This is a genomic window from Phycisphaeraceae bacterium (assembly GCA_019636555.1).
Lineage (GTDB): Bacteria > Planctomycetota > Phycisphaerae > Phycisphaerales > UBA1924 > JAFEBO01.
Map to the genome: position 1 here is coordinate 3,579,734 of JAHBXH010000001.1, position 15,428 is coordinate 3,595,161.

Consider the following 15,428-nt stretch of genomic DNA (forward strand, 5'->3'; position numbering starts at 1 on the left):
GAGCGTCGGCGCGCGGTGGGCTGATACGCTTGAGTCATGGGATTCAAGCTGTACAATCTGCTGGGATTCAAGGATCAACCCGATCTCACGCTGGAAGGACTCACCCCGGTCTCGTGGTATTCACGCGGCGGATATGACCCCGTCGTCGTCGGCAAGTGGGCGAGCGAGCAGAAATCGGATCTCCTGATCGTCGATTTCGAGGGGCTTTGTTCGGACGTCCGCGTTCAAAAGGCCGAGTGCGTTGCGCAGGGGCACGCGCAGCGAATCGCGGCTTTTCGCGCCGCGAAGCGCGACAAGAAGAATCCGCACGCACAGATCGGAACGTACGCCGTATGCCCGGTCGGGGATTACTGGACGCCCGTGATGCCGAGCGAAGAAAAGCTGCTTGCATGGCACGGAACCAACCGCTTCAATTCAGTGATAGCGGGCGACCTCGATGTCATCTGCCCTTCTCTTTACGCGTTCTACGACGACGAAAAAGGCTGGGTGAAGTACGCAATCGCGAATATCGAAGAAGCGTACAAGTATGGCAAGCCGGTTATTCCGTTCATCTGCCCCCACTACCACCATTCCGATCCGAAGTTTCGAAACAAGATGATTCCGTATTTCGGCACGATGATCGACACCGTGCGCGAGCGCTGCGACAGCGCGATTCTTTGGGGAGGCTGGTGGTTCGGATCGAAGGATGTGGGACAAGGCAACGAGTCGGGTCACCCCTGGCCATGGGAGAAAGATTTTGCGTGGTTGAAGGAAGTGCGCCGCATCGTGCGAGGGTTATAAGAGAGATTTTGTCGCTCCCAACGAGCAAGGGTTTAGCAGGCTGTTGAAAAACTCCAACCAGTCGCAATTTCGAACCGCCATCTACCCTCGCGACCCGGGTCTGAGGGCCAGAAAGTTGTCTGCAATGCGTCGGCGCAGTAGGCACAATCAGAATTTCAACAGCCTGTTAGATGTCCGCCAATCAGACCGGCCCAAGGAACAAAAACGCGCGTGGACGCGTCTCTCGCTGGGTGATCCGCGCCGCGGCCCTGCTCGTCGCCGTCATTGGCCTCGGATACGCCGCGTTCGCGGGCGCGCTGTGGGAAGTCCAGGATTCAATCATTTTTCCCCGCGCGGCGGGATACTCGTCCGGCAGAGGACTCCCGTCAACCGGCGAACGAATCTGGTACACGGCGCCGGATGGCCGAAAGATCGAAGCGTGGTATTTCAAGGGTGCGGGCCGCAGCGCGCAATCCCCCGGTCCGCTGCTTGTTTGCTTCCACGGCAACGCGGACTTCATCGAAAACTGGTCGTGGATGGCGGAGACGTGTCAACGGGAAGGTTTCAACGTCCTCCTGCCCGAGTTTCGCGGCTACGGGCGCAGCGAGGGCGAACCCTCGGAAAAAGCAATCGTCGAGGATTCCGCGGCAATCCTCCGCATCGTGCTCCAAAGGCCCGAGATCGACGGGAGCAAGCTTGTTTTGCTCGGGCGATCGCTCGGCGGAGGAGTGGCGTGCGCCGTGGCGCTTCAAGTGCCGCCCGCGGCGCTGATTCTGGAATGCACGTTTACATCCCTCGCCTCGATGGCGGACGGCTATCACGTGCCGCGCTGGCTTGTGAGACACCCTTTTCGAAACGACGAGGCGCTCAAGACCATCAAGGCCCCGGTCATGCTCGTGCACGGCGAGCACGATCGCATCATCCCGCACCGTCATTCGGAAGAACTCAAGAAGCTCCGCCCGGACGCGGAGCTCGTGACGCTCGATTGCGATCACAATGATCTGCCCGGAAACGACGAAGAAAAATACAAGGCGAGCTTCGTGGAGTTTCTGCGATCGCACGGGCTCTGGCCGAGCCAGCCCATCGCAGCCGCCGCGGAGCGTCCGGCATCAGTCAATCCGCGGCAAACCGGGCAGCGCGCACGGTCCGCCGGCGACTAAAATCGCCCGCACCCTCGGAGGGGTGGCTGAGCGGTTGAAAGCAGCAGACTTGAAATCTGCCAAAGGGCTTGTCCCTTTCAGGAGTTCGAATCTCCTCCCCTCCGTTAGTTTCTAGAGGCTGTTGAACAACGGCCGATTGCCGGCGATTTGAGCACTTCCCCGGCGGCATCGTTCCTGCTGGCTGGTTTCCCGCACCGCTCACGCCGCCAGCAGCTTCCGCATCCGCACCAGGTTGTACGCCGCGGCAGCCAGCTCGAAGCACTGCCCGATCTTCTCGCATCCCACATGCCTGGCCCGTCTCATCCCCGCCACCGTCTTCACCCATCCGAAGAACTCCTCCACCAGCTTTCTTCGTCGCTGGCTCTTCTTGAACGCCGCGCTCCGGCGTTCGCCCCGGACGAACCATCGCGCCCAGGTTCCCTCGTCCGCGCGGGCGCCCGCCCAGTCGATCTTCCCCTCTTTGATCGCCCCGGAGCACGGGCAGCACCTTCCCGAGGAGACGCCCTCAGCGAATGTGCGCAACTTGACAGACACTACCGCGTCCCCGGGCCAGCGCACCCGCTCCACCGTCCGCCAGTGAGTCCGTTGCAAAAATACGCCATGCTCGTCTACGTGGCGCGCGTTGCTCTACTACCCGCCCTTATTTTTTGATTCTTCCAGTGGGCAGATCCGTGGGAGAACTCCACTCCGCCTGCAAGCCCGCTTTTATCTTGCTAAGCGCTTCGTCGCGGCCCATTGTGCCCGCCTGCTCGTACGCATTTGCAATGTGTCGGGCGAGATCAACCAGCATGATCCCCCAATTTGCTGGATCTCTCCAAAGGTCGGTTGCGATTGAAACATGCTGTTTCCCGCCTGCTGCCCAAACGCGCAAGATTTCGAGAGCGCGCGGATCGCTTGCGGCGGCATCGGGCATGGGTAGCTCGGACGGTCTTGAATTCATGACACCAAGCCTTTCTTTCTTTAATCATGAGGCTCCGGCAGCCCGCAACCTGGGCGACGAGCAGGGCCAATCGGATCTTTCTTATTTGCGACAGCTGGCGAATTCTTGGCTTTCTGTCCACCTGTTATCCTTTGGATTCGCTGGTGCTCTGCGATTTCTCTCGCCAATTTTCCGCCGGGAACAGCTTGTCGAGTCTCGGTGCCAGGCACATACCTTCCAGCGCTTTCGTGTTCAGTCAGCCGCCTTGGAATGTTTTCGGACTCGCCAACATAGGGAACCTTGCCGGCTTGTTGATCTGGAAATTCATAGATTCCCTCGGTAACTGGCGCGTCGGCGGGGCGGATTTCTCCGGCCGGAGCGGGCACAGACGCTCGTGACGGTCGCGTCGGGGCACCCCTCGACATCAAGACGGCATTGGCGGCGTTGCCCCCCTGTCCCTGTGAGAACTGCTCATCAGAGATTTCCCCGTTCGCGTAGTTGTAGATGTTTTCGACATTGTCGGCGATCGTGAGCGAAGCGATAGAGGTCTTTGCCCGCGATGCGATCATGTATGTGTCGGCTGCAACGTCGGTTGTAGCCCCCGATTGCTTCGCGAGTTCTCCATATGGTTCGTAGGAAACCGCTCCGCCGGTCGCCACTTCAACCGCAAAACCAATTGTGTCCCCCGCGTTGTAAATCGCCTGTCTGGCCATATTATCAATTCCCACAACCTCATTTTGAAACGCCTGATGTGCACCAGAGAGGAAGGCTCCTCCAATCTGCATCATTTCCCCAAACGTGTACAACCCACTCGGATCCCTGAACAGGAACGGGTTGCCCTTCACATACAGGTACAACGACATGCCGTCCACGTACCCGGCCGGATCGCGCGTGATCCACCTGCCGCCGATCGGGTCGTACCACCGGTTGCGGGAGAGCCACAGCCCCGTCGCGGGATCAAACCAGTACCCGTTCCAGCCCGGGCCCCACGCCAGCGCTCCCCCCGCGGCGTTGCCGCTCACCAGCGCATCCGCCTCCGGCATCAGCTGGTTGTAGCTCGCCGCGAAGATCAGGAAGTCGGCTTCGTCGACGTACCAGTCGCCGTTCAGGTCCGCGGGGCATCCCCACGTCGGCGGATTCCCCCCGCCCCCGCCCGGACCCCCGTTGTGGTCCGGCATCGACGCGTCCGTGCAGTCCAGCACGTTGTACGCGTAGTCGAAGATCGAGAAATCCGTGTCGTCGCAGACCCCGTCACCGTTCAGATCACCCGGCAGGCAGCGGATCATCCGTCCGTACGAATCGAAGACACGCGACTCGCGCAAGGTCCCGCCCGCGCTCACGTACGCCGCGGTCGAGAGGTTCGCGTCCGTCAGCGCGTAGCGAGAGTTCACCGCGGCGTCCGTCCAGGGAATCACCGGATCGATCGTCACCCCCGACGCGTTGGTCAGCGCCCGGCTCCGCACCTCCAGCAGCTCGTCCTTGTCCCGCACGCCCCAGAAGAACTGCGTCTCGGTGTCGGGCGTGAAGCCCCCCACCCCCGTGATCCCCGTCGCCGGCTCCGTCGGCAGCGGCACCGGAGGCGTCGCCCCGGCATCGGCGACATTCCGCTCCTCCAGCACGTCCAGCACCTGCCAGTCGCTGCTGAAGAAGTAGACGCGGGTTCTGGTGTACCCCGCGTTTGATGACTCCGCGTCCCCGGGCCAGCGCACCCGCTCCACCGTCCGCCAGTTCAAGGCGTTGTACGCGTACGACGCGACCGGAGACGGTTCAACACTGCCGCCCTCTCCCCGATCGACACGCACCAGCCGGTTCCACGCGTCATAGGTGTACCGGCGGATCGGCTGGCTGTCTCCCTCGATGGTCTCGGAGATCAGGTTCCCGTTCTTGTCGTACGCGCGAACGTACTTCGGCGTCCCCCCACCCCCACCCCCCACCCCCTCCCGCGGTCGTCGCGCCCAGGCTCGTCAACTGGTTCTGTGCATCGTGCGTCCTGATCGAGGTCTCCGCCGCGGCGAATACCCCGTCTCCGTCCACATCACTCGCCACGCTCTTCCAGTTCCCCAGCATGTCGAGCGACCACGACCTCGATTCCACGCCGCTCCCTGCCGGCCCGATCCCCGGCGCGAAGGCGAGCACGCCGTACGACCAGCTGAACTTGCCGGTCTCTTCCTTGACGAGCCGACGCAGATTGTCGTACGTGTACTTCCGGTCCGGCGCCGACCCCGCGACCTGCGGCCGCAGATCGTCGTCGCTCAGCCGCTCCGAACTCGCCGAGTACGAGTACCCGTGCTGATAGAGCGGGCGAACAATCGGCGCGCTCATCGACGAGGCGTCCTGCATCCAGCCCGTGCTTCCGGTTCCGCTCGCAGGAGTCGCGTTCGCCGAGGTCGGTGCTGATGGCCGCGTCGGAGTCCAGGCCTGATGCTTCAGCCGGCCGAAACGATCCCACCCGAAGTACACGTTTTCCTTCGTGCGCCCCGTCACCGATCGGATCCGGTCCAGGTGTACCTGCGGCACATCCAGCGACATGCTCACCGTGCGGCCCATGCCCAGCCGCTGCACGTTCGCCAGCAGCTTCACGCCGGAGGGATTGAGCGAAGTGGCGGCAACTGTTCCCACGTCCGCGCCCGCATTCCGCAGCGCAAGAAGCGTGGGCTGAGCGATCGAGAATCGATGGTGCGCATCGGTCGCGGCCACGCTCCCGACATGATCCGCGTCCGCGTAATAACGAAGCTCGGTGTCGTCCGTGGCTGACGAAGGCGTGGCATCCGGATACGAAATGCCGCGCACGCCCCGCCAGTTGTTGAGATAGACGCCGGAAACACCCGAAGGACTCGTGACCCACGGAATCGACTGCAGGTCGTATTTCACGGCACGCTCGCCGCCGAGGGCGCTCGACCCGGCAAAGCCCGCAATCTGCTTGAGCGCTTTCACGCCCCCGAGCGCATCGTACTCGTACGTCACTTTGTTCAGCGTCGTATTGGATGCGTCGAGCATCTCGGTCGTCGAGACGCGGCCGCTGGTGTCGTAGACATTGCGGATCTTTGCGGCAGTCGCATCAACCTTGCTCCCGCTCGGCAGAGGCAGCTGCACCGCATCGGTCAACAACCGTCCCTGCGAGTCGCGTGAAAAGAGCCGCGTCGTGCCGTTCTGATCAATAACGGCGGTTTGTTCGCCCGCCATGTTGTATCGATAGCGAACTCGCTGATCATCCGCGGTCGAAGGCAAGCCGGACACGGGATCCGGATACCGAATTTCATAGAGGAGATTCGAAGACCCGTACCCTGCGCTCGAGAAAGTGCCCGATGTCTCGCTGATGCGATAGACGAACCGGGTGAATTGCTTCGCGGGAGTCGTTTCGCCGGACGACGGGCGCTGGAAGGCGACCCTTAGGGTCGAATTTCCCAACCCGTCGAGCATGTTTGTCGCGACGCGGAATTCATCGCCGCCGAGCGTGCCGGCCCCGCTGAAGTCTGCCCAATCAACGCCCCAATGCGCGGGCGTAGCACCCGAGGCCTCGACCAGTCTGGGAAAAACAAGATAGTTGCGAACGCCATCAAACCTGTTCGGTCTCAGGTTCTCGATCGCGCCGACAACGCGCCCGAGCGCATCGTAAAGCGTGCGCGTGATGCGTCCGTTGGGATCAATGGAATCCTGCGGCAAGCCCATCGCGTTGTACGACTGACGGGTGATGAGCACGCCCGGATTGGCAGAAAGGAACGAATTCGGAACCTCCGGAACGGCCGAGTCATATGAATCGATGTACCACGGGAACAGGGCCAATGAGAGCGGCATCGGAATGATCGCCGGCGGTGGCGCGGAATCCGCGTTGAGCGGCTGCGTCTTATCGTCAACGGTGTGATCACTGCTGCTCCCGTACCCGTAATCCACGGTCGCGATGGAGCGACCTGCAGGATCGTAAACGTAACCAATAGTGGACTGCACTTGCGGAAGGGTCGTGTCTGGAGAGGACGCAATCGAAACTCTCTGGCTGATCAGAGATGTGCCCGGGTGATAGCTGTACGACTGACGCTGCAGCGCCGGGTGTGACGGCGCCGGCAATGTCTCGAAGTTTGGCGCGACAAATTCGGGCCAGCGCGTCGTCTCCATCAACACGCGGTTGTGCACATCACGCCAGTAAACAGTCATCGGCGAGGACGGCGCACGGGATAGCTGCACTTGGCCGCTGGTACCAAACCAACTGTCCGTTCGAAGCACACCGGCGCTCCAATTGCCGGGCTCGACTGCTCGCTCGGTTCGGTATGCGAGCCCGCGGTGCGCCGAGTAATAGGTTTTTTCGTGGCTGAGCAGGTGATCCAGACCATCCAAGCCGTTTGGAATCGCAATCGTGACCGAGGACAGCCGGGCAACGACAGCGCTTACGCTCAGCTCGGACGATGCCGTTCCTGACTCAATCGTACGTCCGGCGAGATCGCTGACTGTCAGCTTCCAGGGACCGACCGGAGTGTTCATTGCCGCGATCGATTCGACTGCGACTTCCGCCACTGGGCGGTACAAATTGTCGTAGAAACTCCGACGCACTCTGGCGGGGCTGCCGCTACCTACAGACTGAATCGTGAATTGCAGGAGACCATCGCCGCCTTTGTTGGTGGAAGTTGCGGAATAGTCGTAGATGAATTTCGTCGTCGCCGCCGCGGACAATGACGTGCCCTCACTCGCCGTCGTTCGTATTTCGATTGCCCGGTCTTGAGCGTCGTAGTCTGTTTCGGTCACGCCCCCGTTTTCGTCAATCGTCTTGCTTACACGACCGAGCGCATCCCGTTCCACCGTGGACAGGTAGAACTTGTCTTCTGCGGCCTCGGCACTAAGCGCCGACCACCACCTTCGGGTTGCGGATACTCTTCCCGCGATATCGAGCGAATACTCCGTACGGGCGAGGGTTTGCCCACTTGCTTCGACGTGATTGGATTCGCGTGTCTCTTCGCAAACCGCGTTCATCGCGGAATCGAGATACGTACGCTGAGCCGGTCCAAGCCAGACGACAGGCGTCGTTGAAGGTGGCTGAAAGAAACTCGTGGTCGTCGGCGACGAGAAAAATCCTTCCCCGTGAGTTTCAACATATGTCATCCATCGACGATCAGAGTACAAAGGGTACCAGCGCTGAAAAACCGTGTCGCGGCCATACGACGTGTCCGTGACACTCCCACCCGGTTGAAGCACCAAGTCATCGCCGCCGCTCCCGTTTGAATTGTGCTGATTCGGGATATTGACGACGCGGCGCCGCTCTCGCCCCAATATGTCGACAATGGCGATTGAAACAAGTGAATCGACACTGTTGCTGAATGTGATCTTTGCCGGCGAAAAGCCGAGGGCGCGTCCGGCGGCACCGGTCACCAGCGGATTCGGCTTGCCCGCAATCGAGGTGGCGTTCGACACGTGATTGACACGCATCACCTCGGCGCCGGTTGGTCCATCGTGAAACGCAACGTCCAAGCGTCCGTTGGGCTGACGCTCCCAAACTCGGTTGCCAATCCTGCTAAATCCCTGAGCAGAAAAAATGTCGTCGGTGATTCCGTTTTGGCCGGCATCATCCTTTGTGACCGACGTTGTGGCTGTGGCCACGCGAACAAGGCTGCTTCCGAGCGAGGCGGGGCCGAACACGTTGGCGTCGCCGTAGAACGCCTCAAGTTGATATGAATTTTTCGTGTCGATGGTCGGACTGGAAGGAACGCGGGTAAAGCGCCGTTGCAGCGTTGGGAGGTCGGGCCGCCAACTCGAGACCGGCAGGAATTCCCTTTCTTCCGTTATGTAGTTCTGAGTGCCCGACTGCGTGCTCTTCTGGACAACATCGAGACTCGCTATCCTGCCGAAAGTACGTCCAAACCATGTCTGCAGGTTGTAACCTAAGCCTGCCGCGTCGTCCGAGAAATCTCGGTATTGCGTGAGTTCCGTCACCCCACCCGTGCTCGCCTTGTAGGCGACGACCGAGTAACCAGGTATCTCCGGAACCGCAGTCACATACGAGTTTACTAGAAAATCCAATGCGTCCGCGGCGGCATTCGTGTTGCCTATCGAGAACTCGCCGCTTCCGCTCGGGAGCGTTGGCATGGGAACGCTTGTCACCCCGCTCAGCATCGAGGATGACATTCTCCGCGCTATCGCGCGGTTTTTCACGTCGTATTCATATCCTGTGACCCAGACACGCTTCAGTGTCGGCTCGGAGAATGCATTGTCGTTGTATTCAAATGTTGCTTCTGCGGTAGTGAACGGCGCCCAATCGATTGAACCCCAGCCGACTTGACCTTCGCTCGGCGGACCGTTGGGAAACTGTTCAACGGGAAACTCTTCAACTCGGTGAATAATCCTCTGCTCGTTTCGATAGATACGGGTTCGCAGGGGAGGTCCGTTTCCGGGAACTCCGTCTTTGTCGCAGACTCGTTCATGAACGATCCGCGCATAGTTGGCGAGCCAGAATGTCGCCCCGCCCGGAAACTCGACCTTGTTCGAGGTTGCGGAAAGCGCAACCGCGTAGTCTTCGCGTATCGAAGCACCGCAGCCGCATCCGCTCCGAACCAACTGATACCTCAGTGTCTTTCCGGCGTCGTAGTGCATCCACTTGCCGGCGAGTTGCTTGGGTGTCCAGCTTCCGGAGTTTCGCAGCGCAATGACATCTTCGACGGTCGAGTCGTCAAGTTGCAACATCTCAAACGCAGCGGCCTGAACGAGATTTCCGTCTCCGGCGAGCGCGCCCAAACTGCCGCTTGGCTGCAGATTGGTCGTGGCATTCTCTGCGATGTATTCGAATTGCTCGGGATAGAAGATCGCTTTCAAACCTGCGAGGCTTCCGCCAACGAAGGCATAGCGATATTCAGAAAACCTGTTATGCACCTCCGGGCCATCTCCGCCAACAGCGTCACCGTTGACGGGAGCATTCAGGAGCGTGCGCCTTGTTGCCATGGCGAGGCACCGAGGAGTGCCGATATACAGAATCGCATCGCGGTTTGCTTGGGTATTGCCACCAGGTGCAATGTCGAGCAGATCTTGAACATACGTATAGACAACGGAATCGGTGACACACTCCTGGGTTGCGGAGGTGGCCGTCTTCGCAAAGCGCACGACATTGACGCGACGCAGCATGTCCGTACGCCAGACAAACGCGTTGTTGTCCATGTACCCCCAGTCCCAATCAAAGTCCACGCGGGCACGCATCCCTGGATCTCCGGCGTAAGTTCCATGCAAGAACACATGCCGCAGGCGCGGCACCGGCTCCTGTATGACCAACCCATTCACCGGATCGTGGCGCGAGTCGAAGTCCTGGTCGTAGTCGTAGGTCCAGACATTGCCGAACGGATCGAACTGCTGCGCGATGCTTCCTTCGAGCCGCTTGTACTTCTCGACCTTGTCCGTCGGAAGTGAAGGCGCGACCAAGTTCTTCGTTCGAAAATACACAGTTGCCCCGCCGCCGAACGTCACCTCTCGGAACACCGGCATCGGTGTGGTTTCGCCGTTTGGACCTGTTGGAATCGGGAAGTTCTCAATCTCTTCGATAAAGGTCGAGCCAGGGCCGATTGGGAGGAAGAATGATCCCGTTCCCTCCAGCCCACCAGTCCGATCGTTATGAAACAGAGTGGTCTGGCGCTGCGGAATAGCGTTCACAACGATGTAGGCCACTCCGCGGTCTTGGGCTAGCGACCCATCTGCATTGCGCAACACGTCGGCTTTGACAACCGAAGTATCAACGGAGAGATTCCACCCCAGCCCAGCGGTGTAGCCCATCTTGGGCTCTGCGGGAGAAAAGCAGCGACGCAACTCAAAGTTCTGACCGGGTAGAGCCACAACCAGGTCAACTTCGTCGTTGACCTTCGCGCCCGTTGCGATCACCGTGGGATTGCAAGTCGTTCCTGCGGCTCCCGCCCAATTCTCTTTGTCATCGTCGTGCTTCTCCGACCCTGGAGATCCTCCACCCTGCGAACCGCCGCCCCCGGCGTTGATCGGTGTGACTTGTGGCCCGGGCGGATTTCCGTTTGGGGACCCATCGGGAAACGGGAAATCCTTATCTCCTGTGAACACGAGCGAACCGTCCGGGCGCCGCCACACGCATTTGGTAACGGCATGCCCGTTGCCATCGGTTGACGGAAAGCATTCCGGCTTGAATCCGGCCTCAATGAACTTATCGCGCAGTTTTTGGAATTCGTCTCGCTCCTCTCCGGTCGGAGGTCGATCGCTCGGCAAGCAGGTCACGAGCGGACCGGTGTTTGGAATCGACGCCAACAAGGGAATCTGGAGCTGCGGAAAAGTCCCCGGATTGCAGGGCGGGTCAAGCCGGAGCCCTGCCTCCGAGGTCGCGACAACTATTCCCAACACGAGAAGCGCACAGAATCTGGCTGAAATGCCGGAATTACGATTCATGACACCCGCTCCTATGAACGAAGAGATTGCCGCACCGCGCCCAAGCGCGCACCCATTCGCGCCGCGGCCGAAATCACTTCCGGCCGGGCCCGCAAATCATCGATGAACGACTGCTCAGCGGCCGGGCTCACTTCTCCCGATCGCGCTGCAGCCCGCGTTGCCGCCGTCGCCGCCTCAAGGCGTTTCCAATCCTGCGGCTCCAGTTCCAACACCCGCAAGTCGGGATCGACGTCGTACTTTGATGTCTCGATCCATCGTTGCAACAGGGTCCGCGATTGGTCGTTGAATTGTCCCAACAGCGCTGTTCTCAGCGACACCACGAGCGCCGTCAATTGCTTCTGTGTCTCGGAGCAGTCGGATTGATTACCTCCGTCCGTTCTATCGGCAGCCGCTTTCTTGGAGAGCTCCCGCCGAAGCCGCTGAATCGTGTCAAAGTCAGCGCTCTGAGACGCGATAAACGAAAGAACCTGCTGCACTTCTTCGTCGGATGCATCCGCAATAGCCAAAGCCTCTGCCGAAAAGCCAAGCAGCGCGAGACATGTTGCAGGACTAACTCGGTGTGGCTCCTCCAACAACGCGGCGGCGGCGCATCGCGGATCCACACTGCAAATCCCAGACGCAGCAGCGACGATCGTGATAACGATGGCGACAATCCGGCGACTTCTGACGCCGTTTTGCCGCGCACTGCATGGGTGCCCCGATCGACTGTGTTGTGCCTTCGGCAGGCGTTGGCCGTACGATGCTCCGAATTCTTCCCGTGCTCTCATGACGCACATGTCCCTTTCCTACTTGCTGGCCTGTTGTTTCCCCTGCTTATCTGACACGCCTTCGGCCCCGACTTCTCGTCGGGGCAGTCACTCCCACATTGACAGGAGGCACGGTATATGAACGTGACGAAACTCTGTCAATTGTGTGGGCAGTTTGTGACATGATGTGGATAAGTCAGCGTTCCAGGCACTCTCAGCAAATGTACGGTCTTGCATTGCATGGATTTGCGCTCGTTGCTGCCGTTGCACCATTCAATTCGCATTCATCTTGCTCCACAACTTTGTGGGTTCATGCAGTCGCGACAAGCTCTTACTGCAGCCGCCGCGCAACTCAGTATGGCGCACGAAGTTGTCTCGCCGGGAGCGACCGCCAAGTCATTTGTCTATGAAGTTGCGTGGTTCACATTCCACATATTTGTGGATTTCAAAAATAATTTTGCCGCTCGCTTTTTTATCTGTAGCCATCACATTCCAGCCCTTGCCCTAGCAGGGCGTTGAACAAAGTCGGCATCGGCGATCCGGAGCAGACGCCGCCTTTGTTCAACGCCCTGCTAAGGCTTGTTCGCAGTCTTGTTCGCTTGTATCGGATGAGTAATTCCGTCAGTGTTCCCCTGAGGTCTCCGTCGCGAGGAGTGTTCGAGCGGTGGAGAGTAACCTCCGCTTTCCCATCGCTGTCAGGCGGTCGCTTGACGCGTTCCTCGCCGGAGCGGTTTCCGATTCCGAGCGGAATCATTTCGCCGGCTCCGAGGAACATCCGCTCCTCCGTCAGGTTTCATTCCGTTCTGCGAAAAAGATCCAGGAATCTGCCTTCGTACTCCGGAAACACTCCCAGCCGGTCGAGTTCTTTCTTGAGCGCAACAGCCTTGCCCTGATTCTTCTTTGCCGCGTCAAAGAGCCGCTCGATGCGCGCCCGGTCGGGCTCGGACAATGCCTTCTCGTCTTCGGGCGGCGAGACTTCCGGCTTTTCCTCTTCATCGCGTGAGGCAGAGGGCGCGTCTTCGCCAAGGCTCTGCTCCATCTGTTCGAGCGCTTCGATCAGCGCTCGATCGACAATCGCCGCCTGCGCATCCAGCTTCTCCAAAGGAATATCGACTTCGGCCAGCAGGCTGAAGACGCTCAGCGCCGCTCTCGCGGCCTTGGGGTTGGCAACGCGCATCGCGAAGTATGGAATATCCGCCAAGAGACAGAATCCCGAGACTCCAAGATTCGCCGCCGCGATAAGCAGCAGTCCGTTCAAACCACCGATCTGACCATCCGGGGATGCTCGCACTTCGGCGCGCCGAAGTTCGTCGAGTGTCACCGTATCGGTCGCGACGCCGGACACTTTCGAAGGGAGCGACGGATGCATCGCCGACGCGAGAGAGGCGAACGTGACCACGCGTTCGACATCCCGTTTCTTTGCCTCCAGCACAACCTCTCGGGCATACTCCAGAGTTCCCGTTTGAGGCTGTGCTTCACCGATGAACACCACCAGGTCTCGACCGCGACCGGGATTCGACCAGCAGAAAAACAGCCCGCGCGGCAATTCGACCCGGTGTGTGAGCCCACTTCGAACCTGCACTTCCGTCGCCTCAAAGAACGGCGTTGTGTCAAGCTCCCCGCATGGGTTCATCCGCAATTGCTCGATGAGATGGGTTACCGCGAGAACAGCGACGTTTCCCATCCCCGGCCAGGCGGCGATCAACCACGGACGAGGCTTTGGTTGCTGTAACGACATGTGTTTCTCTCTTCGGATCTCATCATAAATGGTCCAACAGCCGGAGAAAGTGCGGCACCCGCGCCAGAACGATGAAACGAGACTAAATCCCGGCTTAAGCCGGATAGGACGACGCGAGTGAGCGATGCGGATTCCGCAACTCCTTGCGCGCACCGCGTGGGGCAACAACCTCCGGAGTGCTCAGCAATCGCCAAGTCGATGAGGCCGCCTCGACTCAGCAATACGAGCGGCGCAGCGCGATCGATTCGCTCAAACGAGCGTCGCTTTTTCTTCGCCTCCGCGATGACTCCACGTGAATTGCCGCTCACACGCGACAGATTACTTCGTAGATCGACTCCGACTCACGGTATCATCGATTCTGTGCACCACCTGCACCAACTCTGGATCAGGATTGCTTCCAGCCTGTGGTTTGTGCCGTTGGTTCTGGTCTTCGGCGCGATCGCGCTGGCACTCGCCCTGATCCTCATCGATGTCTCGATCGGAACGGATTGGGTTCGAGAAAACTCATTGATCTTCGGCGTTGGGGCCGCCGGTGCGCGCGGCATGCTTTCCGCTATCGCCGCGTCGATGATGACGGTCGCAAGTCTTTCGTTCTCGCTCACCATTACCACGCTCGCGACCGCTTCCTCTCAATACACGTCGCGCCTGATCCGCAATTTCATGCGAGATCGGCTCAATCAGTTCGTGCTCGGCTACTTTGTGGGCCTCTTCGCGTATTGCCTCATTGTGCTGCGCACGGTTCTCAGCAGAGACGAGGGTGACTTTGTTCCTCCTCTCGCCGTGTTTGGCGGCCTCGTCCTGGCCCTTGCCAGCATCGGCGTCCTCATCTTCTTTATTCATCACATCGCCAGATCGATTCAAGTTAGCACCATTCTTTCGAGCGTCACCGCCGAAACTCTCACCGCCGTAGGTCATCTTTTCCCGGACGAACTCGGCGCTCCGATTTCCGCTTACGACACTGCGGCGGTCGCTCCGCCGCCAAACGCGACGGCATGGCATCCTGTTCTCGCCGAGCGCTTCGGTTATGTGCAGTCGCTGAATTCCCCTGGACTGCTCGCGATCGCCAGAGAGTTCGACTGCATCATCCGCATGACGGCCGATATCGGCGAATTCGTGACGCCCGCCGGTACGCTCTGCGAAATCGGCTTGGCCTCGTTGCCCGATGGCGAGTCGCACGCGCGAATCCGAGCCCTCTTCGAGATCGATTCGACGCGCACAATCGAGCAGGATGCGGCCTTCGGTATCCGCCAGATCGTGGACATCGCACTGAAGGCGCTCTCGCCGGGCGTGAACGACACCACCACCGCCGTCATGTGCGTGCATCATCTTGGCGTAATCCTCGAAGCGCTCGGCGACCGCGACATCCCGGATCGCCTTCGAACCGAAGACGGCGTCGTCCGCGTTCTCGCATCGGGGCGTTCGTTCGATGCGCTCGCCGGCCAATGCCTCGATCAAATCCGTCGGTGCTCCACGGGCAATCCCGCCGTCATGTGCGCGCTTCTGAACGCCGTTTCCGCCGCGGGAAGGCGCACATCCGATCCGGCGCGGCGGAGAACACTCAGCCGGCACGTCGGATCCATCGCTTCGCTTGCGCAGGCGTCGCTTTCCTGGGATGAAGACCTCGGGCCGGTACGATCACTCGCATCTCGTACCGCCGAGGAGCTCGACGCCCCCGTGCCGTACCACGCTCAAGCCAGACTCGTTCGCCCCGCTGACCGCGTGTGATTGCCCCGACG

At 60.1% G+C, this 15,428-nt stretch carries 10 protein-coding genes and 1 tRNA gene; 5 read left to right on the plus strand and 6 right to left on the minus strand.

Annotated elements, in window-relative coordinates:
• Positions 1 to 36: 36 nt before the first annotated feature.
• The 3 genes from KF691_15420 (at position 37) to KF691_15430 (ending at position 2,023) form a co-directional block, all read left to right on the plus strand.
• Entirely contained in the window at positions 37 to 780 is a 744-nt protein-coding gene (locus KF691_15420; GenBank protein ID MBX3390838.1) for a hypothetical protein, read from the plus strand.
• Positions 781 to 950: 170 nt separating this feature from the next.
• The gene (locus KF691_15425) at positions 951 to 1,919 is read left to right on the plus strand and encodes an alpha/beta fold hydrolase (GenBank protein ID MBX3390839.1); all 969 of its coding nucleotides are present in this window, start codon (positions 951 to 953) and stop codon (positions 1,917 to 1,919) included.
• Between the two features lie 16 nt (positions 1,920 to 1,935).
• Positions 1,936 to 2,023, plus strand: a tRNA-Ser gene (locus tag KF691_15430).
• Between the two features lie 94 nt (positions 2,024 to 2,117).
• Here KF691_15430 and KF691_15435 read toward each other — a convergent pair.
• The 5 genes from KF691_15435 to KF691_15455 all read right to left on the minus strand — a co-directional run bounded on the left by KF691_15435 (position 2,118) and on the right by KF691_15455 (position 11,984).
• Complete coding sequence (locus tag KF691_15435) at positions 2,118 to 2,441, minus strand: transposase (protein ID MBX3390840.1); 324 nt, start codon at positions 2,439 to 2,441, stop codon at positions 2,118 to 2,120.
• A 118-nt stretch (positions 2,442 to 2,559) separates the two neighbouring features.
• On the minus strand, positions 2,560 to 2,832 hold the full coding sequence (locus tag KF691_15440; protein MBX3390841.1) for a DUF5076 domain-containing protein: 273 nt from the start codon (positions 2,830 to 2,832) through the stop codon (positions 2,560 to 2,562).
• A gap of 47 nt (positions 2,833 to 2,879) precedes the next feature.
• Entirely contained in the window at positions 2,880 to 4,772 is a 1,893-nt protein-coding gene (locus KF691_15445; protein ID MBX3390842.1) for a hypothetical protein, read from the minus strand.
• Complete coding sequence (locus KF691_15450) at positions 4,657 to 11,208, minus strand: RHS repeat protein (GenBank protein ID MBX3390843.1); 6,552 nt, start codon at positions 11,206 to 11,208, stop codon at positions 4,657 to 4,659. Before KF691_15450 ends, KF691_15445 begins: the two co-directional genes overlap by 116 nt.
• Before the next feature lie 11 nt (positions 11,209 to 11,219).
• Entirely contained in the window at positions 11,220 to 11,984 is a 765-nt protein-coding gene (locus tag KF691_15455; protein ID MBX3390844.1) for a hypothetical protein, read from the minus strand.
• A 210-nt stretch (positions 11,985 to 12,194) separates the two neighbouring features.
• Between KF691_15455 and KF691_15460 the strand changes: the two genes are divergently transcribed.
• A complete protein-coding gene (locus tag KF691_15460; GenBank protein MBX3390845.1) occupies positions 12,195 to 12,473 on the plus strand; it encodes a hypothetical protein in 279 nt (92 codons plus the stop codon).
• Between the two features lie 274 nt (positions 12,474 to 12,747).
• Here KF691_15460 and KF691_15465 read toward each other — a convergent pair whose 3' ends face one another.
• Complete coding sequence (locus KF691_15465) at positions 12,748 to 13,692, minus strand: PAC2 family protein (protein ID MBX3390846.1); 945 nt, start codon at positions 13,690 to 13,692, stop codon at positions 12,748 to 12,750.
• 360 nt (positions 13,693 to 14,052) lie between these two features.
• Here KF691_15465 and KF691_15470 point away from each other — a divergent pair, with 360 nt between their 5' ends.
• Complete coding sequence (locus tag KF691_15470) at positions 14,053 to 15,417, plus strand: DUF2254 domain-containing protein (GenBank protein MBX3390847.1); 1,365 nt, start codon at positions 14,053 to 14,055, stop codon at positions 15,415 to 15,417.
• Positions 15,418 to 15,428: the final 11 nt, after the last annotated feature.